This window comes from Sodalis sp. RH20 (assembly GCF_047324205.1).
In the GTDB taxonomy this organism is placed as follows: Bacteria; Pseudomonadota; Gammaproteobacteria; order Enterobacterales; family Enterobacteriaceae; genus Acerihabitans.
Window position 1 is genome coordinate 2017419 of the sequence record NZ_CP178733.1, and the last position, 23841, is coordinate 2041259.

A 23841-nucleotide genomic window follows, 5' to 3' on the forward strand; every position below is an offset into this window, starting at 1 on the left:
AAGGAGAGGGTGAATCAAGCCAGACCGTCGGTTAGCGATTGAGGCTCGCCCCGCCGCCTTTTTTCATTACCGCGCGGATTTCAGATTCGTGCACCAGATTTAAATCGCCGCTGACGGTCAGTTTTAAGACGCTGGCGGCAATCGCAAAATCAATCCATTCCTGGGCTGCGAAGTTATGCAGCAGGCTATGCATTAAGCCGGCGCCAAACGCATCGCCCGCCGCGACGCCTTCCATGACATGCATCTTATAGGCGGTGGACTCGTAAAATGCGCCGTCTTTCAGCAACAGGCCCATCCATTGACTGTCTTCCACGGAATGAATGTTGCGCAAGACGCTGGCCACGATTTTACAGTCCGGGTATTTTTGCGTTACCGCCAGCATGCCCTCTTTGAAGGACTCTTTTTGATCGATGCCACGCGACATATCGCCGTCAAAAGCATCAATCCCGAGCGTTGCGGCGAAATCTTCATCATTGGCGATGCAAATCGCGACATAGGGCATCAGCGTCGACATGACGCGCTGGGCTTTTTCAGGCGACCACATTTTACCGCGGTAATTCATATCGCAAATAACCGGGATATCATGGGCCTGGCAATACTCACAGGCGGCGGTGACAATCCGCTCTAATTCGGCTGAAATGGCCGGGGTGATGCCGGAAAAATAAAAATAATCGATATCGCTGAAAATCGCGTCCCAGTCGAATTCCGCCTGTGTGACCTCGGCGAAAGCACTGCCCGCCCGGTCATAGACCACATTGGTGGACCGCACGCTGGCGCCTTTTTCCAGGAAATAAATGCCTAAACGATTGCCGCCGCGCAGGACTTTCGTGGTATCGACACCGTATTTGCGCAATGTCGACAGCGCGGTTTCCCCCAGCAAATTAGCCGGTAATTTGGTTAAGTAGGCCACCTCGTCGCCTAACAGGGCTAAGGACACGGCCACGTTGGCCTCGGCGCCGCCATAGGTTGCTTCCAGAACATCTGATTGCATAATGCGATTGTTGCCGACCGGCTTCAATCGCAACATCATTTCTCCCAACGTTAATACTTTCATGCTTTATTCCGTATCCTTAAATGATTTTTACAGACGACACTATGCAGATAAAAAGCGGTCGCAAGCTTGATTAAAGGTAAAAAAACGCTGTATTTGGCGAAAAATTAACCACGCCAGGGCGCCGTTCCCCTGGCCGCGGCGGCCTGAACGCCAGGGCGGGACGGCATTGAGTGGGTAAAATGAATAAAAGCCCCGCCTGAGGTGTTAACTCCCCAGTTGCCCTCGTTGAGGATTTACCCATGCCGCGCTTTCTATCGCTATTACCGTTATTGTTAGTCTGCGCCGCCGCCGCGGCGGCCCCGCTGCACTACGACATCAATACCGTACCCACCGCCGTGGTCTTATCGTGGAAAGTCCTGGGCGCGGGCAATTCCCATGCGGATATTACCGGCATAACCGGACGGCTGGACCTTAATCCCCGGCAGGACGGCAATGCCCGGGTGGAAGTGACTATCCCCGTGGGCAATATTGATGCCCATAACGGGATACTGTCCGCTGAGCTTAAAAGTCCGCTATTTTTCGATCAGGCCCGCTACCCCAACGCGACATTTACCAGCAGCCGGGTGGTGGCGGATGGCAAAGACCAGTATAAGGTGTTCGGCACCTTGCAAATCAAGACCATTAGCCACCCGGTTATCCTGGCGGCAAAATTGGTCTCCCTTAACGACCCCCGGTCCGGCGAACGCCATTTGACCTTTTATGCCGACACCGCCATTGCGCGGTCGGCCTTTGCCATGACGCGCTTTATTCCCATGGTCAGCGATCGGATCGCCATTCATATCATGGTCACCCTGCCCGACCCCTCGGTGCCATCCGGCACGCCCGCATCGGCCCTTGCCGTTGTCAACTGTCATCCTTTTCCTGTTTGCCCAGGCCAAGCCGGCCGATAAACGGCAGCCGCAGCGCCGGCGTCAGAATATCCACCCCCAGGTTTAATCCCAGGATATTGACTTCGACGCCCTCTTCCACGCCCAGGGTAAAGCCCAGCACGCCCAGCAACGATACCTGCAGGCCTTTGCCGGAAGGAGGCAACCCGACAGGATGGGTCAAGGAACGGAAATCCTTGCCGATGGCATTGGCCGGCAGGTCCAGCTTGAGCTCCGGCACTTCCCGGCCGATATGGGCCAGGAAGGTGTTGCTGTTTGGGCCGGGCCAACTGCGGTAGGTGCGGCCATAGGGATAGCGTTTGATAGCCGCTTCAATACGCGGGATCATGGCCTCGGCATGGGCGCCGCGATGATCCACCAGCAGCGTCGGACGCGCGCCGAACCAGTATCCGTCGGGAAGGGTGTAATTACGGCGCACCGCGTCAATGCCGCCCCAGCCGATGACCTCGTAGCGGCTGTATTGACTGGCTCCCGCCGGCTTAAAAATAATCCAGGGATGGACGGCCACGAGTCCACGCCAGCCAAAAGTGGGCGCGGCATAGATTTGCACGATGGCGGTGTCGCGCAGCTGTACCGGATCCGGCGCCATCCCGGTGGAATCGCGCCGTGCCGTCCGCCAATCGCCGCCGGAAAAAACGTCGCCCGCCAGCGCTGCCTTGGCCAGACTCTGCCCGAAAGACAGTAATAACACGCAGAGAAACCCAATACTGAGTAGTTTTAGAGAGCCCATATATCCTTTGTCAGCCGGCCGACCCCCGGTTAGGGGTAATAAGGGGCATGTCAGGAATAATATAAGCGCTTATGCGCGCGTGTACAAAATATACGCATCAGCGGGGCGGACAGGATGGCCCCGGCAGCGAGATGTTTTCGGCAACCGGGGCGAGAGGATAATTACGGTGGGTGTTTTCCCGGCGGCAAGGCGCCTCAGAAGTGATTAAAAATCCAGTACAGCCCGGCCGAAAGCAGGATTGACGCCGGCAGGGTCAATACCCAGGCCATCAGCAGGTTGCGCAGGGTGCCCATCTGCAGGCCGGATTTGTTGGCCGCCATGGTCCCGGCGACCCCGGATGACAGAACATGCGTGGTGGACACCGGCAGCCCGAAGGCATCCGCCGCGCCGATGGTGGTCATGGCCACCAGTTCGGCGCTGGCGCCCTGGGCGTAAGTAAGGTGCGTCTTGCCGATTTTTTCTCCCACCGTGACGACGATACGCCGCCATCCCACCAGGGTGCCCAGACCCAGGGCAATGGCCACCACCACCTTGACCCAGAACGGGATATAACGCGTTGCGCCGTCCAGCTCGTGTTTTAAGGCGTCCAGGTTTTGTCTGGAGCCAGGGGAGAGATTGAGCTGTTTTTCCGATTTCAGGCGCTTAATGGTTTCCGAAGCCAGGTACATATCGTTACGGGTATTGGATACCGACCGGGCCGGTATCTCGTTTACCGAACCATATTGTTTCAGTTCGGCGCCAATGGCCCCGGCCAGCCCGGCGAGCGCGGGAATGACGGCCGGCGTCAGGGTGTTGGTGCGGGCATAGCCGGTCAGGACGGCGCGGGCCGCCGGTTGGGGGCCGCCGGCGGGGAATTGGCGCAGCAGTTCGTGCTGCGTGGCCGTCGCCAGCGCGGCTACGCGCGGTATTTGTTCCGGCGGCATCGAGCGGTTTAACGCGTAGGCAATCGGCACGGTGCCGACCAGGATCAGCATAATCAGCCCCATCCCTTTCTGGCCGTCGTTGGAGCCGTGGGCAAACGACACCCCGGTGCAGGTTAAAATCAGCAGGCCGCGTATCCATAACGGCGGCGGCGAATTCCCCTGCGGCGCGGTATACAGCGCGCGATTTTTAACCAGCACTTTCATTACCAGCAGCAGCAGCGCGGCAAAGACAAAACCGATGACCGGCGATAAGAGCAGGGAATAGCCGATATTTATGGCCTGCGACCAATCCACGCCGCTGGTCCCGGTACGGCCGTGGATCAGCGCATTGGCGACCCCCACCCCGATAATGGAGCCAATCAGCGTATGGGACGAGGACGCCGGCAGGCCCAGCCACCAGGTGCCGAGATTCCAGATAATGGCCGAGAACAACAGGGCATAGACCATGGCGAAGCCGCTGCCGGTTCCCGCCTGCAGGATTAATTCCACCGGCAGCAAGGAAATGATGCCGAAGGCGACCACGCCGCTGGACAGCAACACTCCGAGGAAGTTGAAACACCCGGACCAGATCACGGCGACCATGGGCGAGAGCGAATGGGTATAAATCACGGTTGCCACGGCGTTGGCCGTGTCATGGAAGCCATTGACGAACTCGAAGCCCAGGGCGATTAACAGCGCCAGCCCCAGCAATAAGAACGGCACATAGCTGGTATAAGTGGCGCCGGCATCGGAAACATCGTTAAACAGATTGACGCCGGCAAAGGCGATGCCCAGCACCAGCAGCAAGACGAATAACACCACGGACGATCGGCTGTTTTTCTGGTAAATTTTGGGTTTGCCGCTGTCAAAGGAAAGGCTGGATCGGGCAGCGCTATTATCACTCATAATAATCCCCTGTCTCGCATTCTCGTGCTGGATGCCTGTCAACGACATGTTGAGCGTGTCGGGTCATTATTCAGGGTTAAGATGAATTTTTGATGACGGCCGATTTACCGGGCGGCCATTAAGCGCCGCGCCGCCGGCGCAACAGGCTGAACAGCCGGCGCCGGCCCCGCCTACACCAGGGTATTGGCTTTCAGGATGGGTTGTAATTCGGGTAACCGGCCTACGTGTTCTGCCATGGCGAACAGCCGCGGCGCATGCTGTTTAAACCAGGGTTTTCTCGGCCCCCAATGGACAAGCACCGGCCAGTAAGCGTCAATTAATGTTACAACGTCACCGAATAAATACGGCCCCGCCCCCAGCTGCGTTTCCAGCCACAGGTAAAGACGTTCGCGGTAGCGGTCGGTGCTGGCGACCAGTTCGCCGGGCTGCCCTGGCGCCCAGCGTTCCGGATAATCGCCATAGGTAAAGGTGGGATAGACATTCGCCACCAGCCAAACAAGCAACCGGTAGAATTGCCGGCGATCCGCGGTGCCGGCCGCCGGCGCCAGATGGGGGTGGCTATCGAGCAGCAGCAGCGCGATGGCGGCGCTTTCGGTCATGATGCCGCCGTCGTCCAGCACCAGCGTCGGCACCTGGCATAAAGGATTGAGCGCGGCCAGGGTATCCCGGGCCGCGCCCGGCCGATCATAGCCGTCGACATTTACCCATTGATAAGGCTCGCCCGCCAGGGCGAACATGATTTCAACAATTGCCGATCCCGCGCCCGGCGCGCCATACAGTGTGAACATGATCACCTCATGCCTGCTATAACGTGGTTGATGGTGATAACTGTAGCGCGAAATAAGCAAAATGGCCCGGCGCCGCGTACCCGATGGTCATCAGGCGGTGGGCACCGTCCCGCCGTCGATAACATACTCCGCGCCGGTAATCGACGCCGCCCGCGCGGAAGCCAGGAACGCGATCAGATCGGCCACTTCCCCGGGCTGCGCCGGGCGGCCCAACGGGATGCCGCCGAGCGACTTCATGATAATCTGTTTACCGCCGTCATAATCGGTTCCCGCCTGTGCGGCGAGCCTTTGCGCCATCGCCACCGCGGCCTCGGTTTCGACCCAGCCGGGGGAAACCCGCAGCACGCGTACGCCATGGGGGCTGACTTCCTTCGAGAGACTCTTGCTGTAGGTGGACAGCGCCGCCTTCGCCGCCGCGTAGGCGGTGGTGGACTCGGGCAGCGGCAGCTGGCGCTGGATAGACGTGACGTGGATAATCACCCCGCGGCCCTGGGCCAGCATACCGGGCAGCAGGGCGCGATCGAGCCGTACCGCCGGGAAAAGATTGAGATCAAGCGCCTGATGCCATTCATCATCTCCCAGCGCGGCAAAGCCGCCGCCCGGGGCCGTCGACCCCCCCAGGACATGAACGATAATATCCACCCCGCCCAGCCTGTCGTTAACGGCGGCGGCGACGGCGCCGCAGCCCGCGGGCGTCGTCACGTCGGCGGCGACGAACATCCCGTCGGGCAGCGACGGCGGGCGGGTACGCGCCGTGGTTATCACGTTAGCGCCGCTTTGGCGGAACAGCGCGACCACGGCGGCGCCGATACCCTTGGTGCCGCCGGTAACCAGCACGCGCTGGTCTTTCAGTGCTAAATCCATAAGTTGCTCTCCGGTGTATTAAGCGTGCCTGCGCGACGAAACGAGCTGTTTTCATCGTGACCGCACATCACGTTGCCGTAGCGCGAGTATCGCCATATACTTTCCTTACCGCAAGAACGCACGAAAAAGTAAGTGACTAACCAAATGGTAAAGCACACCTATACGCCCCTGACCGCCGCCGTCGGCGTGGAAAACGTACTGCGGCTGCTGGAAGGCCGCTGGAAGCTGGTGATCCTGTTTCATTTGTTCGGCGGACAGGTACGACGCTATTCCGATCTGGAGAAACTGATCCCGACCATATCGCAGAAAATGCTGGCCCAGCAGTTGCGTCAGCTGGAAGGCGACGGCATCGTGCTGCGCCACGTCTATCCCCAGGTACCCCCGAAGGTGGAATACCGCCTGTCGGCATGGGGGCAGGCGCTGTGTCCCGCCCTTGACGCGCTGCTGACCTGGACGGAGCAGCGCGAGCATTTATCAGCGCCGGCACAGGATGCGGCGGATGTCGGTTAAGGCGGGATCCGCGGCGTTGCACGCTTATCCCGCATTGTCGCGCGCCGTTGCACCCTTATCGCGCACCGCCCGCCCGCCTGCCTCATTTTAGTACACCCCCCTTTCCCTTAATGCCACTCCGGGCCGCTTGCGCAGCGGCGGCGCCCTGCGCGCGGCGAACATAACTGGCCTCGATCTTGCTTTGCAGTTGTACATGTATAGATAAGTTCATTCACTGCCGTTTAAGGATCGCTGTCATGCCGTTGCGCACTATCAATGAAGAGAAAGGGACCGTCGACAACGCGTTGTTGCATCAGATCTGGTCGTTAATTGATGAGAAAAAGACGATATTTTGCGATCTCAGCGATCGGATATGGGCCACGCCCGAGGTGAACTACACCGAAATAAAATCCTCGCGGGCGCATCTTGAGATCCTGAAAGCGCAGGGATTTCGCGTGACCGAGGGGGTCGCCGGCCTGCCGACCGCCATGATGGGCGAAGCGGGCGCGGGCGGCCCGGTCATTGCCATTCTCGGCGAATACGATGCCCTGCCCGGCCTGAGCCAGCAGGCGGATGCCACCCAGCCGCTGCCGCTGGAAGAAGGCGGCAACGGCCACGGCTGCGGTCATAATATGCTGGGTTCCGCCGCGCTGCTGGCGGCGACGGCGGTCAAGGATTACCTGGCCGCCCAGGGCATCGCCGGCCGGGTGCGCTTTTACGGATGTCCGGCGGAGGAAGGCGGCGCGGGCAAGGGTTTTATGGTCCGCGCCGGCCTGTTTGATGACGTGGATATCGCCATCTGCTGGCATCCCGGCGCGTTTAACTGCGTCAAGGAGCCCAATTCCCTGGCCTGCAATGAAATCAACTACCATTTTCACGGCCGCGCCTCCCACGCCTCGGCCACGCCCCACCTGGGCCGCAGCGCCCTGGACGCGGTTGAGCTGATGAACGTAGGCGTCAACTACCTGCGAGAACATATGCCGAACAGCGCGCGCATCCATTATGCCATTACCGATTCAGGCGGCTTTTCGCCGAACGTGGTGCAGGCGAAGGCGACCGTGCGTTATCTGGTGCGTACCCGTACCCTGCCCGAACTGCTGGAACTCCTGGCGCGGGTCGACAAAGTGGCCGCGGGCGCGGCGCTGATGACCGAAACCACCATGAAACGCAATATCCTCAGCGGCGATGCCAATCTGGTGGCGAACCCGGTGCTGGAAGAACTGATGCAGTCGCACCTTGAACTGCTCGGCGGACCGGGCTTTGATGAGGCCGATTACGCCTATGCGGCCCGGTTTCAGCAAACCATGTCCGCCGAGGAAATCCACAGCGCGTTTCACCGCGCGGGCAAGGCCATGGCGCCTGGGGAAACGCTGTGCGATTATGTGCTGCCCCTGGATCGGCCGGCCAGCACCATGATCGGCTCCACCGACGTGGGTTCGGTCAGTTGGGTGGTCCCGACCGTGCAGGCGCAAAGCGCCACCTATACCATCGGCACCCCCGGGCACTCGTGGCAGTTGGTGGCGCAGGGCAAATCCACGCTGGCCCACAAAGGCCTGACCCATGCGGCCAAAATCATGGCCAGCACGGCCATCAGCCTCATAAAGCAGCCGGCGCTTATCGCGGCGGCGAAACAAGAGCATCTGCGCCAGTTGAACGGTACGCCGTTTATCAATCCGATCCCCGACGATGTCATGCCTCCCTTTCCCGGCAGCCACTGATGAGCGCCATTGTGGCCGGCTGCCGATTAAACGCTAAGGAGATAGCATGGCGGAGCTAGGTTTTTTCCAGACCCTGAGTTTTGGCCCTGAGGGATGGGGGCCGATGCTGTTGTCCGGCGCGCTGATGACGGTAGCCCTGGCGGTGTCGGGTTTTTTGCTGGCGGGCGTTATCGGCGCGCTGTTCGCCTGGGCAAAGATTAGCGGCAACCGGCCGGTGCGCTGTGTCGCCGATATCTATACCACCGTTATCCGCGGCATCCCGGACCTGCTGATAATCTATCTGCTGTATTTTGGCGGCAGCCAGGCGCTGACATCGCTGGGCAGGCTGTTCGGCGATGGGCAGTTTATCAGTTTCCCCGGCTTTCTGGCGGGCATGCTGGCGGTAGGCATCGCCGCCGGCGCACAGCAGACCGAGGTCTTTCGCGGCGCGTTCCTGACCATTGCGCCTGGCGAGCTGGAGGCGGCCACGTCATTGGGCATGACCGCGTCCGTGCGCATGCGCCGCATTATTATCCCGCTGCTGCTGCGCCACGCCCTGCCGGGCATGGGCAACGTCTGGCAACTGGTGCTCAAGGCCGCGGCGCTGGTGTCGGTGACCGGCCTGGCCGAACTGATGAACAAAGCGCAAACCGGCGCCGGCTCCACCGGCAAGCCCTTTGATTTCTACTGTGCCGCGGCGCTGCTGTATCTGGTGATTTCCGCCTGTTCGGGCTGGTCACTAGGTAAAGCTGAAACCTACTACTCGCGCGGGGTAAGACGCTGATGGACGTGGCATTTCTTTGGGAGACCTTTTTGCAGCTGATCCCCGGCATCCCGCTGACGCTGAAATTGGCTTTTTACTCGGTGGCCATGGGCTTTTGCCTGGCTTTCCCGCTGGCGCTGGCCCGGCTCTCGCCCTTTATCTGGCTCAGCGCGCCGGCGCGGTTTTATGTTTTTTGCCTGCGGGGAACGCCGCTGCTGGTGCAGCTGTTTTTAATTTATTACGGCATGAGCCAGTTTGAGGCGGTGCGCAATAGCGTGCTGTGGCCCGTCCTGCGCGAACCTTATGGCTGCGCGCTGCTGTCGCTGTCGCTGTGTACCGCCGCCTACGGCAGCGAGATCCTGCGCGGCGGCCTGCTTTCGGTGCCCCATGGCGCGTTGGAGGCCGCGCGCGCCTGCGGCATGAGCCGCCTGCTGGTGGTACGGCGCATTCTGTTTCCAATGGCGATCCGCCAGGCGCTGCCGGCCTACGGCAACGAACTGATTTCGATGGTGCAATCCACCTCCCTCGCCTCGATCATCACCCTGATGGACATTACCGGCATCGCCGCGCAAATCATTTCCAACACCTACCGGGCGCTGGAGGTCTTCCTGGTGGCGGGGCTGATTTACCTGCTGATCAATCTGATCATTACCCGGCTGGTGATGTGGCTGGAATACCGACTGACCCCGCATCTGCGCGCGCGCGTCGCCACGGTCGATAAAAAGCCGCTGGAGAATGCGCATTGATTCATCCCGAACCTTTTTTTGCGCCGCAAGGCGAATTTTTCCCCATTGATACAGGAGTTAAACAATGAAATTGGTAAACCTGGTACGCGCGTTGTGCATTACCACCACTCTGGCGACCAGCTTCGGCGGTCATGCCGAAGAGGGGAAAAAATGGACGGTGGTGAAAATCGCCACCGAAGGGGCGTTCCGGCCATATAACTTTACCAAACCCGACGGTACCCTGGATGGATTTGAAATCGATCTCTACAAAGTGCTGTGCGCAAAAATGAAAGTGGAATGCCAGATTATCGTACAGCCCTTTGCCGGCGTCATCCCGGCGCTGAACGCCGGAAAATTCGATGCCATCATGGACGGTCTGTCCGCCACCGAGGCGCGTAAAAAAATCATTGATTTCTCTGCCTCCTACAGTAATGCGGGACAAACTTTCGCGGTGCTGAAAAACAGTCCGCTGGCCGCCTTGCCGGACCTGGGAACCCGGTTTTCGCTTACCAGCGATGAAGCGGGCGCAAAAGCCGAACTGGACAAACTGACCCCGCTGCTTAAAGGCAAAATCATCGGCGTGCAAGGCTCCTCCATCGGCCAGCAGTTCCTGGAAAAATATTTAAAAGGCGTGGTGACGGTGCGCGAATATAAAACCACCGAAGAGCACGATCTTGATCTTAAATCCGGCCGGGTGGATATGGTCTTCGCCTCGGTCACCTATCTGAACGGCGCCAAGACCAAGCCCGGCAACCAGGATATCGTCCTGGCCGGCCCGCAGTTTATCGGCGGTATCCTGGGCAGCGGATCGGCGGTAGGCATCCGCAAAACCGATCCGGAACTGAAAAAAATGTTTGACGACGCCATTGCCAGCGCCAAGCAGGACGGCACGCTGAAAACGCTGACCATGAAATGGTTCGGTATGGATACTACCCCGCAATAAAGCCCTTTCCCGGCCGCCGGGCCGGGACTCTCTTCTTTCGATACCCCGAATATTTGTCTTTTTTGCCGCCTATTCGGGCGTTTGATTTGCCTGCGTTCGATTTACAGTATCAGCTGATAGAAAAAAAATTTTATTCCCCGTCGGGTGTTACTTTTCATAGGTCCCTTTTGCGTGGCAAAAACATTTTTACGTAGCGGCGGTTTGCTTGATATTTATGCGTTGGGCGAACAGGGCCGGCCGGTGTATGCATCGGCGTTGGAAATAAGGGAAACGTTGCGTCTGCGGCAACGGCCGCGGATCGCCGACTGTCTGGCGATCCCCCAGCCCAACGAGGATGGCGATCGGATCGACTGGTATTCGCCGCGCGCGGGCAAGGTGTCCTCCTGGGCCGGCGCCAGCGATGCCGAACGCGCGTCCGCCCTTGCGGAATTGGAAGGCTGCCAGGCCGCCGCAGCGGGCCTTTGCCAGCGCGCCGCCGCGGCGGAAAAACCCTCACTCAGGCTGTTTGGCGCGCTGCTGTCGAAAGCCATGCGTTTTCCCGATCAGCATTATGTCTATCTGGTGGGCGGCAAACCGGTATTGACGTTCTGGGGTTTTGTCGGCACGGATAAAAAAACCGACGCCGATGCTTTTGCCAGCCTGCGTCCGCCCGTCGATAACACCGTCCTGGACCCGGCATTGGTTACCGACCTGGCGCGGGACGTTGACCGCGCTTCGCCTCGCATCGCGGCCACCGCCCCCGTGGAAAACGCGCCGGCTGCGGCTGCGGCGGCACCGGCGCTATCGTGGCGGCGCATGTGGTGGATCCCGCCGGCGCTTGCCCTGCTGGCCATATTGGCGCTGCAAATCCGCGGCTGCGTCTCCCGCCCGCCGCCTGTCCTGTCCGCCTCGGCGCTGACCGCCCTTGAGGCGGAAAAACGCGCCCTGCCCGCCGCCAGTCCCCTGACCGACGCCCCCCGGCCGCCGCTGGAAAAACAGTTTTCCAGCGCTGGGAACGGCGGGCTGAGGGCGTCAGACGCGGCCAATCCCGCCGATAAGGCGCTATCCTTAGATGCCGCCGCGGCGCAGCCAAAGCCCGCCGACGGCGCGGCGACGCAGCCGACGGCGCTGGCAATCGGCCCTGCCGACGCGGGCGATGGCCGGAACAGGGCGTCCGCCCCCGCCATAGCGCCATTGCCGGATGTGCAAGCCGCGCCGCTTCCCGCCGCCGCGGCGCCGGAGGCGCTGGTCCCGGCCGTCGCGCCGGCCGCCATCAGCAAGAACGCGCTGGTTCTGCCGCCCGAGACGGTAAAAATAGGCTCGACGGATTTTCTTAACGGCGGCTGGCGCGCCACGGTGGATATCAAGGAACCGCTGACCGGTAAGCCACCGAGCCTTAAATACCAGCTTAACCATGGCAAAGGCACGGTGAAAATCACCCATGGCGACGGGGTGACCTGCCGCACGGCGGTTGACGCCGGGCTGATGAAATCGGGCAATCTGATCATCAACAGCCGGGCCAAGGCCCGCTGCAGCGACGGCACCCGCTATCAAATGCCGGAAATCGTCTGCAGACAAGGCGCGAAGGGCGTCGCCGAGTGCAAAGGCCGTTATGACGCCAATACGGCTTTTCCGATAACGATGAAGCGCGAGAGTGAATAATAAATGCTGGCGACGATTACGGATTACCCAAAAAACATCACGCTGATTCGCGACAGCGGTATCCAGTTTCTGGATTTCGCCCTGACGCCCGGCTATAACGCCGAACTGCCCGGCAAGTTTGTCCGCCAGACCGCCAACGGACCCTTGCTGCGCCTGGATTACCACGCGCAGACCGGCAAATATTCCGTTCCGGTACCGGCGGGCGCGCCGCCGGAGGTGGTAAAGCCCGAGTTCAGTTTCAGCCTTGAGCAATCCCTGGCATTGCTGGACAAGCTCTGGCTACCGCTACCCGTGTTCCGCTTTATGCCCCCGCGCACCCTGCTGGGAGGACCGGATAATTGGGCGCGGGTGCGCATTTGCGCCCTGGATGCGCCGGACCGGCACGGCTTTACCCACCGGGTCAGCGTCGCCTTTGACACCCGGGTGTATCCGGCCGGCCATGCCGACGCCCCGGTAGCCCCCAACGAAAACGATATCCATAACGGCATCGGCTTTACCCTGGCGCACCGCAGCGACGAGCTGGGCGAATTTCTCGATCTTACCTGGGTCGACGGCTGGCTGCGCGAGGTGTTTACCCAGCAGGCATCGCGCCAGGACGATCGCAGCGCCCGGGAGATGGAGGTGGCGTTCCGTTCCTTTGAATATCAGGCCCATTATCTCAATTTGCTGGCGCTGCTGGGTGAACAGCTGCCTATGCCGGAAATAAAAATCAGCGCCGGCACGCTTCAGGAGCCGGTGGTAAAAGTGGATTTGATCCTGGATGTCGGCAATTCGCATACCTGCGGCGTCCTGGTGGAAGAACATACCGATGAGCCCAACGGCCTCAAGCTTGCCTATGAATTGCTGATCCGCGATCTGGGCGAGCCGCAGTTTTTATATAACGAACTGTTTGAAAGCCGTGTCGAGTTTGCCCAGGCGCCTTTCGGCAAACCCGGTTTCTCGCTCGAAAGCGGGCGCGACGACGCCTTTATCTGGCCCGCCATTACCCGCGTCGGCCGGGAGGCGGCGCGCCTGGCGCTGCAGCGCCGGGGCGTCGACGGATCCACCGGTCTTTCCAGTCCGCGGCGCTATTTGTGGGATGAGGAAAGTTATGCTCCCGGCTGGCGGTTCAGCCAGGGTGCTGGCGGACCGGCGCTTGAACCGCCGGCGGTGCAAGCGCCGTTTACCCACCTGATCAATGACGAGGGCCAGCCGCTGTACCTGCTGGCGCTGGACGACCGCCTGCCGGTCTTTTCGCCGCATTACAGCCGCAGCTCGCTGATGACGCTGATGCTGTCGGAACTGCTGGCGCAGGCGATAATGCAAATCAACAGCGTGGCGCAGCGGCTGAAGATGGGCCACGACGTGGCGCCGCGTCAACTGCGCACCATCGTCCTGACCCTGCCCTCGGCGATGCCGAAACCGGAGCGGGAAATCTTCCTCAGGCGGATGAACGAAGCGATTGGCCTGGTATGGAAAACGATGGGCTGGCATCGCGCGGACGAACCCTTCTCCTCCCCCAGCGACCGGGCCGGCAGCCGGGTACCGGCGCCCGAAGTGCGGATGGACTGGGACGAGGCCACCTGCGGCCAGATGGTCTATCTGTATAACGAAACCCAGGTTAACTTCGCCGGTCATACCAACGCATTTTTTGGCGCCATGGCGCGGCCGGATAAGGCATCCGCCGCCGGCAGCGCCGGCAAGACCCTACGCATCGCCTCCATTGATATCGGCGGAGGCACCACCGATTTAGCCATCACCCAGTACAGCCTGGACGACGGCAGCGGCAAAGATGTCAAAATCACCCCGCGGCTGCTGTTCCGCGAAGGTTTTAAAGTCGCGGGCGACGATATCCTACTGGAGGTGATCCAGCTGTTTGTCTTGCCCGCCCTGGAGGCGGCGCTGCTCAGCGCCGGCCTGGACAACCCCGGCATGCTGCTCGCCCGGCTGTTTGGCGGCGACGGGCGCATGGACGGGCACAGCACGCTGCGCCAGCAGACGACGCTGCAGCTGTTTATGCCCGTCGGCCGCGCGATCCTGGCGGCCTATGAGCAATTCGACCCCCTGGAAAACCGCACGGAAATCGATGCCGCCTTCGGCGAGTTGCTGACCCAGCCGCCCACGCCTGGCGTGTTGGCGTATATCCATGGCGAGGTGCAGCGCGGCCTGCCGGCGGATGCCGCGCCGTTCGATATTCTACGCGTCCCGCTCCAGATAAGGCTGGGCAAGCTGCATGATGAGTTTCTGGCCAACCGCATGACGATTACCCAACACCTGCGCTCGTTGTCTGAAGTCGTCTCGCTCCACGATTGCGACGTGCTGCTGCTTACCGGGCGGCCGGCGCGTTTCCCGGGTATCCAGGCCTTGTTCCGCCACCTGCAGCCGCTGCCCAATAACCGGATTCTGTCGCTGGACGGCTACCATACCAGCGCGTGGTATCCCTTTAACCAGCGGGGACGCATCGATAATCCCAAATCCACCGCGGCGGTTGGCGCGATGCTGTGCCTGTTGGCGCTTAGCCTGCGTTTGCCGGGGTTCTATTTCAAAGCCGGCGACTTCCAGCCCTACTCCACCCTGCGCTATCTGGGCATGCTGGACGGCAACCACACCCTGGCCGACGAGAATGTTTTTTACCGCGATATCGATCTTGACGCGCCGGATTGCGCGCTGGACGCCACCGCCAGCTTTCGCATGCGCGGCGCGTTATGCCTGGGCTTTCGCCAGCTGGATAATGAACGCTGGCCGGCCTCCGCGCTGTATACGCTGTCGATAGCCGATCCTGCGCTCGCCCGGCGCGTGGCCGGGGAAAGCGAACTGCGCATCAGGCTGGCGGTGGCGCAGGACACTTCCCGGGCGGGACCTGAGCGTTTCGAGATAGCGGAGGCGGTGCTGGAAGACGGTACGCCCGTGCCGCGGCACCATGTGCGCCTGACGTTAAATACCCTGGCCGACAGTGGTTCAGGCGCGACCGAATATTGGATCGATAGCGGGAGCATAGTGAAAAAATGAGTCAATTAATCTCTTCCCCGATACCGGCGCGGCGTAAATTAAACCCGGTTGCCAACCCGCTGGCTCCCCAATTGCAAAACCAGTTGCATAACCAGCTGCGCCAGGTACTGCAAGGCATCGACCAGGCGATCGACTGGATTGCGGCCACGCGCCGGCATGCGCCGCGCCTGGATATGGAAGCCGGCCGGCTGGGCATAAAACTGCGCCGCTGCCGCCTGCAGGCCAGCCATTTGTACAACGCGTCGCACACCGCCGGCGCCATTGGTTTTTTTGGGCAATCGGCGCGGGGAAAACTGCATCTGATCACGGCGCTGACCGTGGGGCAGGACGACCGGCTGTCCACCACGCTTGGCGGCAAACGGCTGGATGTCCTGTCCCTTATCGAGCCGCAGAGCCGGGCGTCAGGCCTGGTGCTGCGTTTCGCCCAGCGCGTACAGGCGGAAAACGCCGCCTATCCGGTCCAGCTGTCGCTGCTCAGTGAAGCGGATATCGCCATGCTGCTGTTTACCCTCTCCCTGCGTGAAGCCGGGGGCGAAAACACCGCCCGGGACCTGGACGATCGCGCGCTGGATGACCGCCTGGACCGGCTGCTCGCGCGGCGGCAGGGGGAACCGGTCGCCGGCATGAGCGGGGATGCCGTGGTGGCGATTTGGGATTATGTTTCCCGCCACGATCGGCGGCGGCAGAAACAGCTGGAGACGCGGTTCTGGCCGGCGGCGGTCGAGCTGGCGCCCTGCCTGAGCGTCGAGGATCGCGCCGAGCTGTTCTCGGTGCTGTGGCGAGGGCGCGCGGATTTGAGCGACGCCTACCGCCATTTTGCCGCTATCGCGCAGCATCTGGGCGGCGCGCAGCACGTGCTGGCGCCGCTTGGCGCGCTGGTGGACGATACGATGCGCCAGGCGGACGGCATCCTGGATATCGCGTCGCTGTCGCGCCTGCATAGCGCCGCCGACCCGCTGCTGCAGGTGATCCCCATGCTGAACGGCCGCGCGGGAAAGCCGGTTGAACTGACGATGGCCGAGCTGGCGATGCTGGCCGTTGAACTGTTGATGCCGCTGGATGCCGGCGTGAGCGGAAGCGGCGGCGCGCAGGTGGATTTTATCGATTTCGCCGGTATCGACGGCAGCCTTGAAACCACGGCGGCCACCGGCGCGGGCGGCGAGCCCGCCTACCCGCTGGCGCCGGCCCTGCTGCGCGCCCGCTGTGCTTATCTGCCCGAACGTTATACCGATGCCCAGACGGTGAATGTGCTGATGGTCTGTACCGCGGCGCAGGACCGCGCAGCGGTCGCCGAAGTCGGCAGGCTGCTGGATTATTGGGTCAGGCGCAGCCAGGGAGAAAACGCCGGGGTGCGCGGCCGGCGCAAACCCGCCCTGATCTGGGCGCTGACCCGCTTCGATCAACGTGTGGTCCACGGCACTAATTACGATGCCGCCGTGCAGCGCTATGTCGGCAATCCGGGCGATACCTGGGGCACGTTGCTGGCGCTGGATTCGCGGGGCGTCAACGCCCTGGCGGCCTACCTCGCCCCCGCGGCGCAGCGCGAGGCGGGCCTGGAGCGCCTGGGCGAACAGACGAAGGCGCTGCAGGCGGAACTGGCCGAAAACCTGCTCGGCGAATGGCAGCAGGCCGCGGCGGAGGACGCGGAGACATTACCCAAACAACACGTCGCGCACACACTGCTTAAAGCGCTGCAGGCGCGCGCCGGCATGCACGGAGAACTGCTCGAGCACCTGCTGCCCACGCGTGACGAAATGCGCCGCCTCTACCTGCAGCTACCACCGGACGCCGCCGGCCATACCGAACCGGCCGCGGACGGCGCCGGCCCCTTTGGCGTCGGCATCGCCTTCGATCTGCTCAGCGCCCCCGAGGCGCCGACCGGCCAGGTCATCAACACCGCAGACTTCACCGGCGCGACGGACGACAAAATGTTTGCCCGCAATGTGCAACGCTATTGGATAAATCATTTGCGCAACCTGCCGGAAAACGCGCCGCTGCTGGCCTTGCTCGGTATCGCCAGGCCGACCATGGCCATGTTGATGGCGGAATTGATTACCGCCGCCATCCGGCTCGATATCCTGGGGTCGCTTGAGCACATGCTGATGGATATGGCGCCGGCGGGCCTGCCGCCTGAGAGCAAGGCCGATCGGCAGGTGGCGCGGGCCTTGGCCGTATTGGGTGATTTCGTCGCCTGGCTGGGGTTTACGCGGCTAAGCGACGCGCAACGGCCCGACAGCCGCATCAATCCCGGCCATAAAATTTTTGCGCGCCCGGCGGCGCCCGCGCACGACATCGACGCGTCCCACCGTTTGACCCGGCTGAATGCCGCCCCGGTGAACAATACCGCCTTCTATGTCTACGACTGGCTGGTGGGCCTGAATATACTGATACGGCAAAATGCGGGATATGCGGGTGGAGCGGAAATCAGCCTTGAACAGCGCCAGCGCCTGGGCGCCATCATCAACCTGATCACAGCGGCCGAAGCCTAGAGCCGCTACCGGCTTGCCGGAGGCAATATCGGCCGCCGGCGGCCGGGTTGGTATTTCCGGGCGGCTAGCCGCGTCGTCGCCGGATTGTCAAATCTGCTTACTTAAAATACCGGCTGCGACGCATGAGCCGCGCGCTTAGCCGGGATATACTTATCCTCCATGGACTCTTCCGGATGGTAAGGATAAGCCATCCGCGAACGATAGGCCCCGGGCGTCTGGCTGAACTGGCGCTTGAACGCCCGGCTGAAGGACTGTTGCGAATCGAAGCCGCTTTGCAGGGCGATATCAAGGATGCTTTGGTCCTTAAGACACAGTTCCGACGCGGCGCGTGACAGCCGGCGGGTGCGAATATAGGTGCCCAGCGCATCGCCGGTCACATTGCGGAACATCCGCTGTAAATGCCATTTTGAATACCCGGATTTGGCGGCTACGTGATCCAGAGACAATGACTTATCCAGATTGTTTTCCAACCATTCCATCAAATCCTGAATAATGACCTTCTGATTCATATAGACATTCCCCGTAATTGATAACCTTGCACTTACAATATGACCGGTCGTATTTTTAGTCAACCTCTTTTTATTAACGAACGATAATTTTATCATAAGCCGTTTGCCGGCGGCACGTCAATGACAGGCGGGCGCGGGAGAAAGTGCCGATAGGACGGGGTTTGCCGCCTGCCAGCGCGGCAGGCGTGTTAACAGCCGGGGATGGATTATTGTGACGTTGTCACTGATTTTTTTCCACGCACCGTACCGCGAGGTGGGCGGCTTTCGGTACGGTCATAAAGACGGCAATCGCGCCGGTGATAAGACACAGCGAGGCAATCACCACCGCGCCCTGGTCGATGGCGAAGCCCAGCCCCCAACGACTGGCGCTGGCGCCCAGCAGCAGCGCAAACGCCCCCTGGATCAGGTAGGCCACCAAATACAGCGCGGACAGCGTGCCGCCGCGAAGACGGGCGGGCGCATACATATTGATAAGCCCCAGCCCGCCCATAAACAACAGGCTATAACCGCACCCGGCGGCGATTAAAAAGGCCAGGAACAGCAGCAGCGAATGCCAGGATACCGACATCACCAGGCATGCCATGCCCGCCACCGTGCACAGACCGCCCAGGGCAATCGCGGTACGCGACGGCATACTTTTGCAGGCCAGTCCCACCACGCCAAGCACGATGGCGAACACCGACATGGTGGCGCCGTTAAGCAGCACGTTGGCGGAACCGATCAGATCCCGCGCTATCTTGGCGCCCAGCGATAACCCCACGGTGCCGATAGAATAGGCGCATACCACCGCCGCCACCGCCGTCAGCACCACGCCGCCCAGGCCCGAGGGAACCGACGGCGTACGCGGACGCCAGCGTCCCTGCCCCGGCACCGCGCTATGGCGCGGCAAAAACCAGGCGGCGGCAAAAATAGCCAGGATGATAACCAGCAGCAGCCAGAAGTTCAGCCGCGTGGGAAAAGGCGCGTACTCTATCAGCGCGCCGCCCACCAACGTCGCCAGCGCCAGGCCCACCGCCTGCGACACCGTGGTAATGGCGCTGGCTTTTTTGGCCTGGCCCTCGGCGCTAAACTCAATCATGGCGGCGGTGGACGGCCCCGCCGACAACCCCACCCCGATGCCCATGAAGACCCGCCCGAGATAAATCCACCACAAACCCGGCGCGACCGCGAACAGCAATACCCCGATAAGCGACGCCGCCAATCCCAACAACATGGTGGTGCGCCGCCCGATATAATCGGAAATATCGCCGAAACACACCAGGATGGCCACCACCACGATGGGATAGATGGCAAAGATAGTCGACGTTTGGGTGGTGGTCAGGCCCCATTCCGAGGCATACAGCGGATAGGTCATGGCGGGCGCGGCGCTGGTCCAGATAGTATGGCCGACAACGGCGGCGGCCACCCAAAAACTGGCCCGGCGTCCGAGGGTCAAGGTCCTTCCGGTCATGATAGGCTCGCAGTCAGGAAAAGAAACGGGCGTCAGGCAAATAGCTGTGGCGATTATTCCGGCGTCGGACGGTTTAATAACGGAAAGGCCACGGCGAAAAAATCATCCAGCGGCTGCCGACAACGGGCTATTTTCATGCGCACAACCGCGCCTTCCCAGCTATTGATAACAAAACGGGCCACTTTTTCCGCATCCAGGCTGGCGATAATGGTGCCGTCCTTTTGCCCTTCGCGCAGGGTCGCGGTCACGGCGGCGGTCCATTTTTCCAGCGACTGGCAAATGGCCTGACGCAGCAGCGGCGTGTTATCCGTCATCTCGGCGGCCAGGTTGCCGATCAGGCACCCTTTTTCATAACCGAAGTCGGCGTAATAGGCGGCCATGTACTCGAAATGCGCGCGCAGACGCTCAATGGGCGGCAGGCTGGCGTCTTCAAGGATTTCACGGTTCGAGTCCTGGCCGTAAATGGAGAGCACTTCCAGCGCCAGTAATTCTTTAGCTTTGAAATAGTTATAAAAAGACCCTTTCGGCACGCCGGCGGTATCCACAATATCCTGCACGCTGCACGCGCTAAAACCGAGCGTATGAAAACGTTCCAGCGCGGCGTCGACAATTTTATCGCGTACGCTTGGTTTTGCCATAAAAAACAGAGCCTCCAGATAACGAATACCGCATGATTATATAGACGACCGGTCGTATTTTGCAAGCAAAGCGTCCCGGCGCCCCGCCCTTTACCGCCAGGGCGGCCCACGGCGCGGCGCGCTTTTCAGCCGCTGAAAAGCGCTCCTGTCATCATAGCCTATCCTGTCAGCCATCTTTGCCCGTTGGTGCGGCGGCCGCGTCCGTCCCTGGCGCGTCCTGTCCGCCCTTGAGCGTGCCGCCGGTGATGCGGCGAATCGTCCAGTAGAAGACCGGGGTAAGGATAAAACCGAACAACGTCACGCCCAGCATGCCGGCGAATACCGCGATGCCGATGGCATTGCGCATCTCCGCCCCCGCGCCCACCGACACCGCCAGCGGGGCCACCCCCATGATAAACGCCAGCGACGTCATCAGGATCGGCCGCAGCCGCAGCCGGCAGGCGCTCAGCACCGCCTGCAGCAGGCTGTCGTTTTCCAGCTCGCGGTCGCGGGCGAATTCGACGATTAAGATGGCGTTCTTGCATGCCAGCCCCACCAGCACCACCAGGCCAATCTGGGTAAAGACGTTGTTGTCGCCATGGGTCAACTGCACGCCGATCAGCGCGCACAGCAGGCACATGGGCACGGTCAGGATCACCACCAGCGGCAGCGTCCAGCTTTCGTATTGGGCCACCAGCACCAGAAACGCCAGCAGCACGCAGATGGGAAAGACATAAATGGCGGTATTGCCGGCCAGAATTTGCTGATAGGTCAGTTCCGTCCATTCAAAACTCATCCCATTAGGTAATTCCTGTTGCGCCAGGGCCTCAAGCCTGGCCTGGGCCTGGTCCGAACTGAAGCCCGGCGCCGGCGCGCCGTTGATTTCCGCCGTCAGGCTGCCGTTATAGTGGCTGATGCGATCCGGACCCGTGGTGTCGTAGGTGGTGACAAACGCGCCGATGGGAATCATCTGCCCGGCGGCGTTACGGGTCTGCAAATGGCCAATATCCTCGGCATGCATGCGAAAACGCTGGTCCGCCTGCACATTCACCTGGTAAGTGCGGCCGAAGCGGTTGAAATCATTGACATAGACCGAGCCGAGATACACCTGCATGGTCTCAAACAGATCGGTAAGCGAGACCCCTTGCGCCTTGGCCTTTTCCCGATCGACGTCGGCATGGATTTTCGGCACGCCAATCTGATAGGACGTGAACAATCCGGTCAGCGCGGGATCTTTGGCGGCGGCGGCGATGAGCCGTTGCGTTGCCTGGAACAAGGCGTCCGGCCCCCGATCGGCCTGATCCTCGATTTGCAGGCGAAAACCGCCGAGCGAGCCCAGCCCCAGGATCGGCGGCGGCGGGAACACCGCCACATTGGCTTCGGTTATGCCGGAAAGCTTTTGGTTAAGCGTCATGGCGATGGCCCCGGCCGAAAGCGACGGGTCGCGGCGGGCGCTAAAATCATCCAGCGGCAAAAAGACCACCGCCGAATTGGTGCTGCGCACAAATCCGTTAATCGACAGACCGGGAAACGCGACCGCGTGGCTGACGCCCGGCGTATGCAGCGCAATATCGCTGACCTGGCGCACCACCGCCTCGGTACGATCGAGCGTGGCGGCGTCCGGCAATTGGATCACCGACACCAGGTAAAGCTTGTCCTGCTGGGGCACAAATCCGCCAGGCGTGCGCATAAACAGCAGGACGGTCAGCGCCAGCAGCCCGCCGTAGATCAGCAGCGCCACCGACGACCGGTGCAGTACGCGCGACACCACCCCGACATAGCCATGGGACAAGCGCACAAACCCCAGGTTGAACGGCCGGAACAGCCAGCCGAACACCCGGTCGATAAAGCGCTGGAAGTTATCCCGGGCGGCGTGATGCGGGCGCAGCAGCAGCGCCGCCAGCGCCGGCGACAGCGTCAGGGAATTGAAGGCGGAGATCACCGTAGAAATGGCAATGGTCAGGGCAAACTGGCGATAAAATTCGCCGGTCAGACCGCTGAGGAAGGCGGTGGGGATAAAGACCGAACACAGCACCAGCGCGGTGGAGATAATGGGGCCGCTGACCTCGCTCATCGCCTTATGGGTGGCCTGCACCGGCGCTAATCCCAGGGCGATATTGCGCTCGACGTTCTCCACCACCACGATGGCGTCGTCGACCACGATGCCGATGGCCAGCACCAGGCCGAACATGGTCAGGGCATTCAGGCCAAAGCCCATCAGCAGCATGACCGCAAACGTGCCCACCAGGCTTACCGGCACGGCGACCAGCGGAATAATCGAGGCGCGCCAGCTTTGCAGGAATAAAATCACCACCAGCACCACCAGGATGACGGCCTCGAACAGGGTATGCACGACTTCATTGATGGACTGATGCACAAAGCCGGTGGTGTTGTAGACGATATGGTATTTAACGCCCTGGGGGAAATCCTTCGCCAGCCGGTCCATGGTGGACTGGACGTTATCCGCCATCTGCAGGGCGTTGGTGCCGGGACGCTGGAAAACGCCCAGCGCCACCGCGGGCTGGTTGTCGAGCAGGGTACGCAACGAATAGTTGTCCGAGCCCAGTTCCAGGCGCGCCACATCGCGCAAGTGGATAATCTTGCCCTGCCCGTCGGCGCGCAGGATGATATCGCCGAACTGCTCTTCGGTTTCCAGCCGTCCCTGGGTCACCACGGAAATCTGGAACTGCGCCTGGCTGGCGGCGGGCGACCCGCCTACCTGCCCCGCCGCCACCTGGATATTTTGCTCGCGCAGCGCCGCCACCACGTCGCCGGCGGTAAGGGAGCGCGCCGCCAGCTGTTCCGGATCGAGCCAGACGCGCATGGAATAGGGCCCGAGGCCGAAGACGCTGACATCACCCACGCCATACGCGCGCACCAGCGCATCCTTGACATGCAGTTGCGCATAGCTTGCCAGGTAAAGCATGTCATAACGGTTATCGTCCGAGGTCAGGTGCACCACTTCAATCAGCGTGGGCGAGGATTTATTGGTGGTCACGCCGACCCGCTGCACTTCGGGCGGCAACCTCGACAGCACCTGCGCCACGCGGTTTTGCACCAGCACCTGGGCCTTGTCGCCGTCGGTGCCCAGCGCAAAGGTGACCGTCACGGTCAGGGCGCCGTCGCTGGTGGCCTGCGAGGATTGATACAGCATGCCCTCGACGCCGTTAATCGCCTGTTCGATAGGCGAGGCCACCGTTTCGGCGATAACGGACGGATCCGCCCCGGCAAAGGTGGTATTGACCACAATGGTGGTCGGCACCACTTCCGGATATTCGGCAATGGGCAACAGCGGCAGCGCCACTAAGCCGGCGGCGAAAATCACCAGCGACAGCACCACCGCGAACCGGGGCCGGCTGACAAAAAACCGTGAAATATTCATAATAATCTCATAGATAG

17 protein-coding genes and 1 pseudogene are annotated in these 23841 nt (G+C 61.3%); 9 read left to right on the plus strand and 9 right to left on the minus strand.

Annotation, left to right across the window (positions count from 1 at the left end):
* Positions 1-31: 31 nt before the first annotated feature.
* Positions 32-1054, minus strand: coding sequence for a PfkB family carbohydrate kinase (locus ACL2XM_RS09350; protein ID WP_410015093.1), 1023 nt, complete (start codon positions 1052-1054; stop codon positions 32-34).
* Positions 1055-1293: 239 nt separating this feature from the next.
* On the opposite strand from ACL2XM_RS09350, the gene ACL2XM_RS09355 reads away from it, so the two are divergent.
* Positions 1294-1944 (plus strand): YceI family protein, encoded by a 651-nt coding sequence (locus tag ACL2XM_RS09355; RefSeq protein ID WP_413732772.1) that lies wholly within the window; start codon positions 1294-1296, stop codon positions 1942-1944.
* On the opposite strand, the gene ACL2XM_RS09360 is transcribed toward ACL2XM_RS09355, so the two are convergent.
* From ACL2XM_RS09360 to ACL2XM_RS09375, 4 genes are all read right to left on the minus strand, one after another.
* Complete coding sequence (locus tag ACL2XM_RS09360) at positions 1898-2671, minus strand: DUF3750 domain-containing protein (protein WP_410015095.1); 774 nt, start codon at positions 2669-2671, stop codon at positions 1898-1900. The genes ACL2XM_RS09355 and ACL2XM_RS09360 overlap by 47 nt on opposite strands.
* Positions 2672-2865: 194 nt before the next feature.
* Positions 2866-4479 (minus strand): inorganic phosphate transporter, encoded by a 1614-nt coding sequence (locus ACL2XM_RS09365; protein WP_410015096.1) that lies wholly within the window; start codon positions 4477-4479, stop codon positions 2866-2868.
* A gap of 170 nt (positions 4480-4649) precedes the next feature.
* Positions 4650-5267 carry a glutathione S-transferase family protein gene (locus ACL2XM_RS09370; RefSeq protein WP_410015097.1) on the minus strand — a complete coding sequence of 206 codons (618 nt, stop codon included), beginning with the start codon at positions 5265-5267 and terminating at the stop codon, positions 4650-4652.
* Between the two features lie 90 nt (positions 5268-5357).
* Positions 5358-6131, minus strand: coding sequence for an SDR family oxidoreductase (locus ACL2XM_RS09375; protein ID WP_413722854.1), 774 nt, complete (start codon positions 6129-6131; stop codon positions 5358-5360).
* Positions 6132-6275: 144 nt separating this feature from the next.
* Here ACL2XM_RS09375 and ACL2XM_RS09380 point away from each other — a divergent pair, with 144 nt between their 5' ends.
* The 8 genes from ACL2XM_RS09380 (at position 6276) to ACL2XM_RS09415 (ending at position 17866) form a co-directional block, all read left to right on the plus strand.
* Positions 6276-6641, plus strand: a complete 366-nt coding sequence (locus ACL2XM_RS09380) for a winged helix-turn-helix transcriptional regulator (RefSeq protein ID WP_413733212.1) — start codon at positions 6276-6278, stop codon at positions 6639-6641.
* 236 nt (positions 6642-6877) lie between these two features.
* Positions 6878-8338, plus strand: coding sequence for a M20 family metallopeptidase (locus ACL2XM_RS09385; RefSeq protein ID WP_413732773.1), 1461 nt, complete (start codon positions 6878-6880; stop codon positions 8336-8338).
* 46 nt (positions 8339-8384) lie between these two features.
* On the plus strand, positions 8385-9101 hold the full coding sequence (locus ACL2XM_RS09390) for an ABC transporter permease (protein WP_410015100.1): 717 nt from the start codon (positions 8385-8387) through the stop codon (positions 9099-9101).
* On the plus strand, positions 9101-9826 hold the full coding sequence (locus ACL2XM_RS09395; RefSeq protein WP_410015101.1) for an ABC transporter permease: 726 nt from the start codon (positions 9101-9103) through the stop codon (positions 9824-9826). The genes ACL2XM_RS09390 and ACL2XM_RS09395 overlap by 1 nt, the downstream gene beginning before the upstream one ends.
* Positions 9827-9890: 64 nt before the next feature.
* Positions 9891-10748, plus strand: coding sequence for a transporter substrate-binding domain-containing protein (locus tag ACL2XM_RS09400; RefSeq protein WP_413732774.1), 858 nt, complete (start codon positions 9891-9893; stop codon positions 10746-10748).
* Positions 10749-10919: 171 nt separating this feature from the next.
* Entirely contained in the window at positions 10920-12389 is a 1470-nt protein-coding gene (locus tag ACL2XM_RS09405; protein WP_413732775.1) for an SrfA family protein, read from the plus strand.
* 3 nt (positions 12390-12392) lie between these two features.
* On the plus strand, positions 12393-15377 hold the full coding sequence (locus ACL2XM_RS09410; protein ID WP_413732776.1) for a virulence factor SrfB: 2985 nt from the start codon (positions 12393-12395) through the stop codon (positions 15375-15377).
* Positions 15374-17866 carry a virulence factor SrfC family protein gene (locus ACL2XM_RS09415; protein WP_413732777.1) on the plus strand — a complete coding sequence of 831 codons (2493 nt, stop codon included), beginning with the start codon at positions 15374-15376 and terminating at the stop codon, positions 17864-17866. Before ACL2XM_RS09410 ends, ACL2XM_RS09415 begins: the two co-directional genes overlap by 4 nt.
* A 197-nt stretch (positions 17867-18063) precedes the next feature.
* On the opposite strand, the pseudogene ACL2XM_RS09420 reads toward ACL2XM_RS09415, so the two are convergent.
* The 4 genes and pseudogenes from ACL2XM_RS09420 to ACL2XM_RS09435 form a co-directional block, all read right to left on the minus strand.
* Positions 18064-18375, minus strand: a pseudogene (locus tag ACL2XM_RS09420) (helix-turn-helix domain-containing protein); the annotation flags it as partial.
* Between the two features lie 220 nt (positions 18376-18595).
* Entirely contained in the window at positions 18596-19810 is a 1215-nt protein-coding gene (locus ACL2XM_RS09425) for an MFS transporter (RefSeq protein WP_413732778.1), read from the minus strand.
* 68 nt (positions 19811-19878) lie between these two features.
* Complete coding sequence (locus ACL2XM_RS09430) at positions 19879-20463, minus strand: TetR family transcriptional regulator C-terminal domain-containing protein (protein ID WP_410015107.1); 585 nt, start codon at positions 20461-20463, stop codon at positions 19879-19881.
* Positions 20464-20629: 166 nt separating this feature from the next.
* Positions 20630-23824, minus strand: a complete 3195-nt coding sequence (locus ACL2XM_RS09435) for an efflux RND transporter permease subunit (protein ID WP_413732779.1) — start codon at positions 23822-23824, stop codon at positions 20630-20632.
* Between the last annotated feature and the right edge of the window lie 17 nt (positions 23825-23841).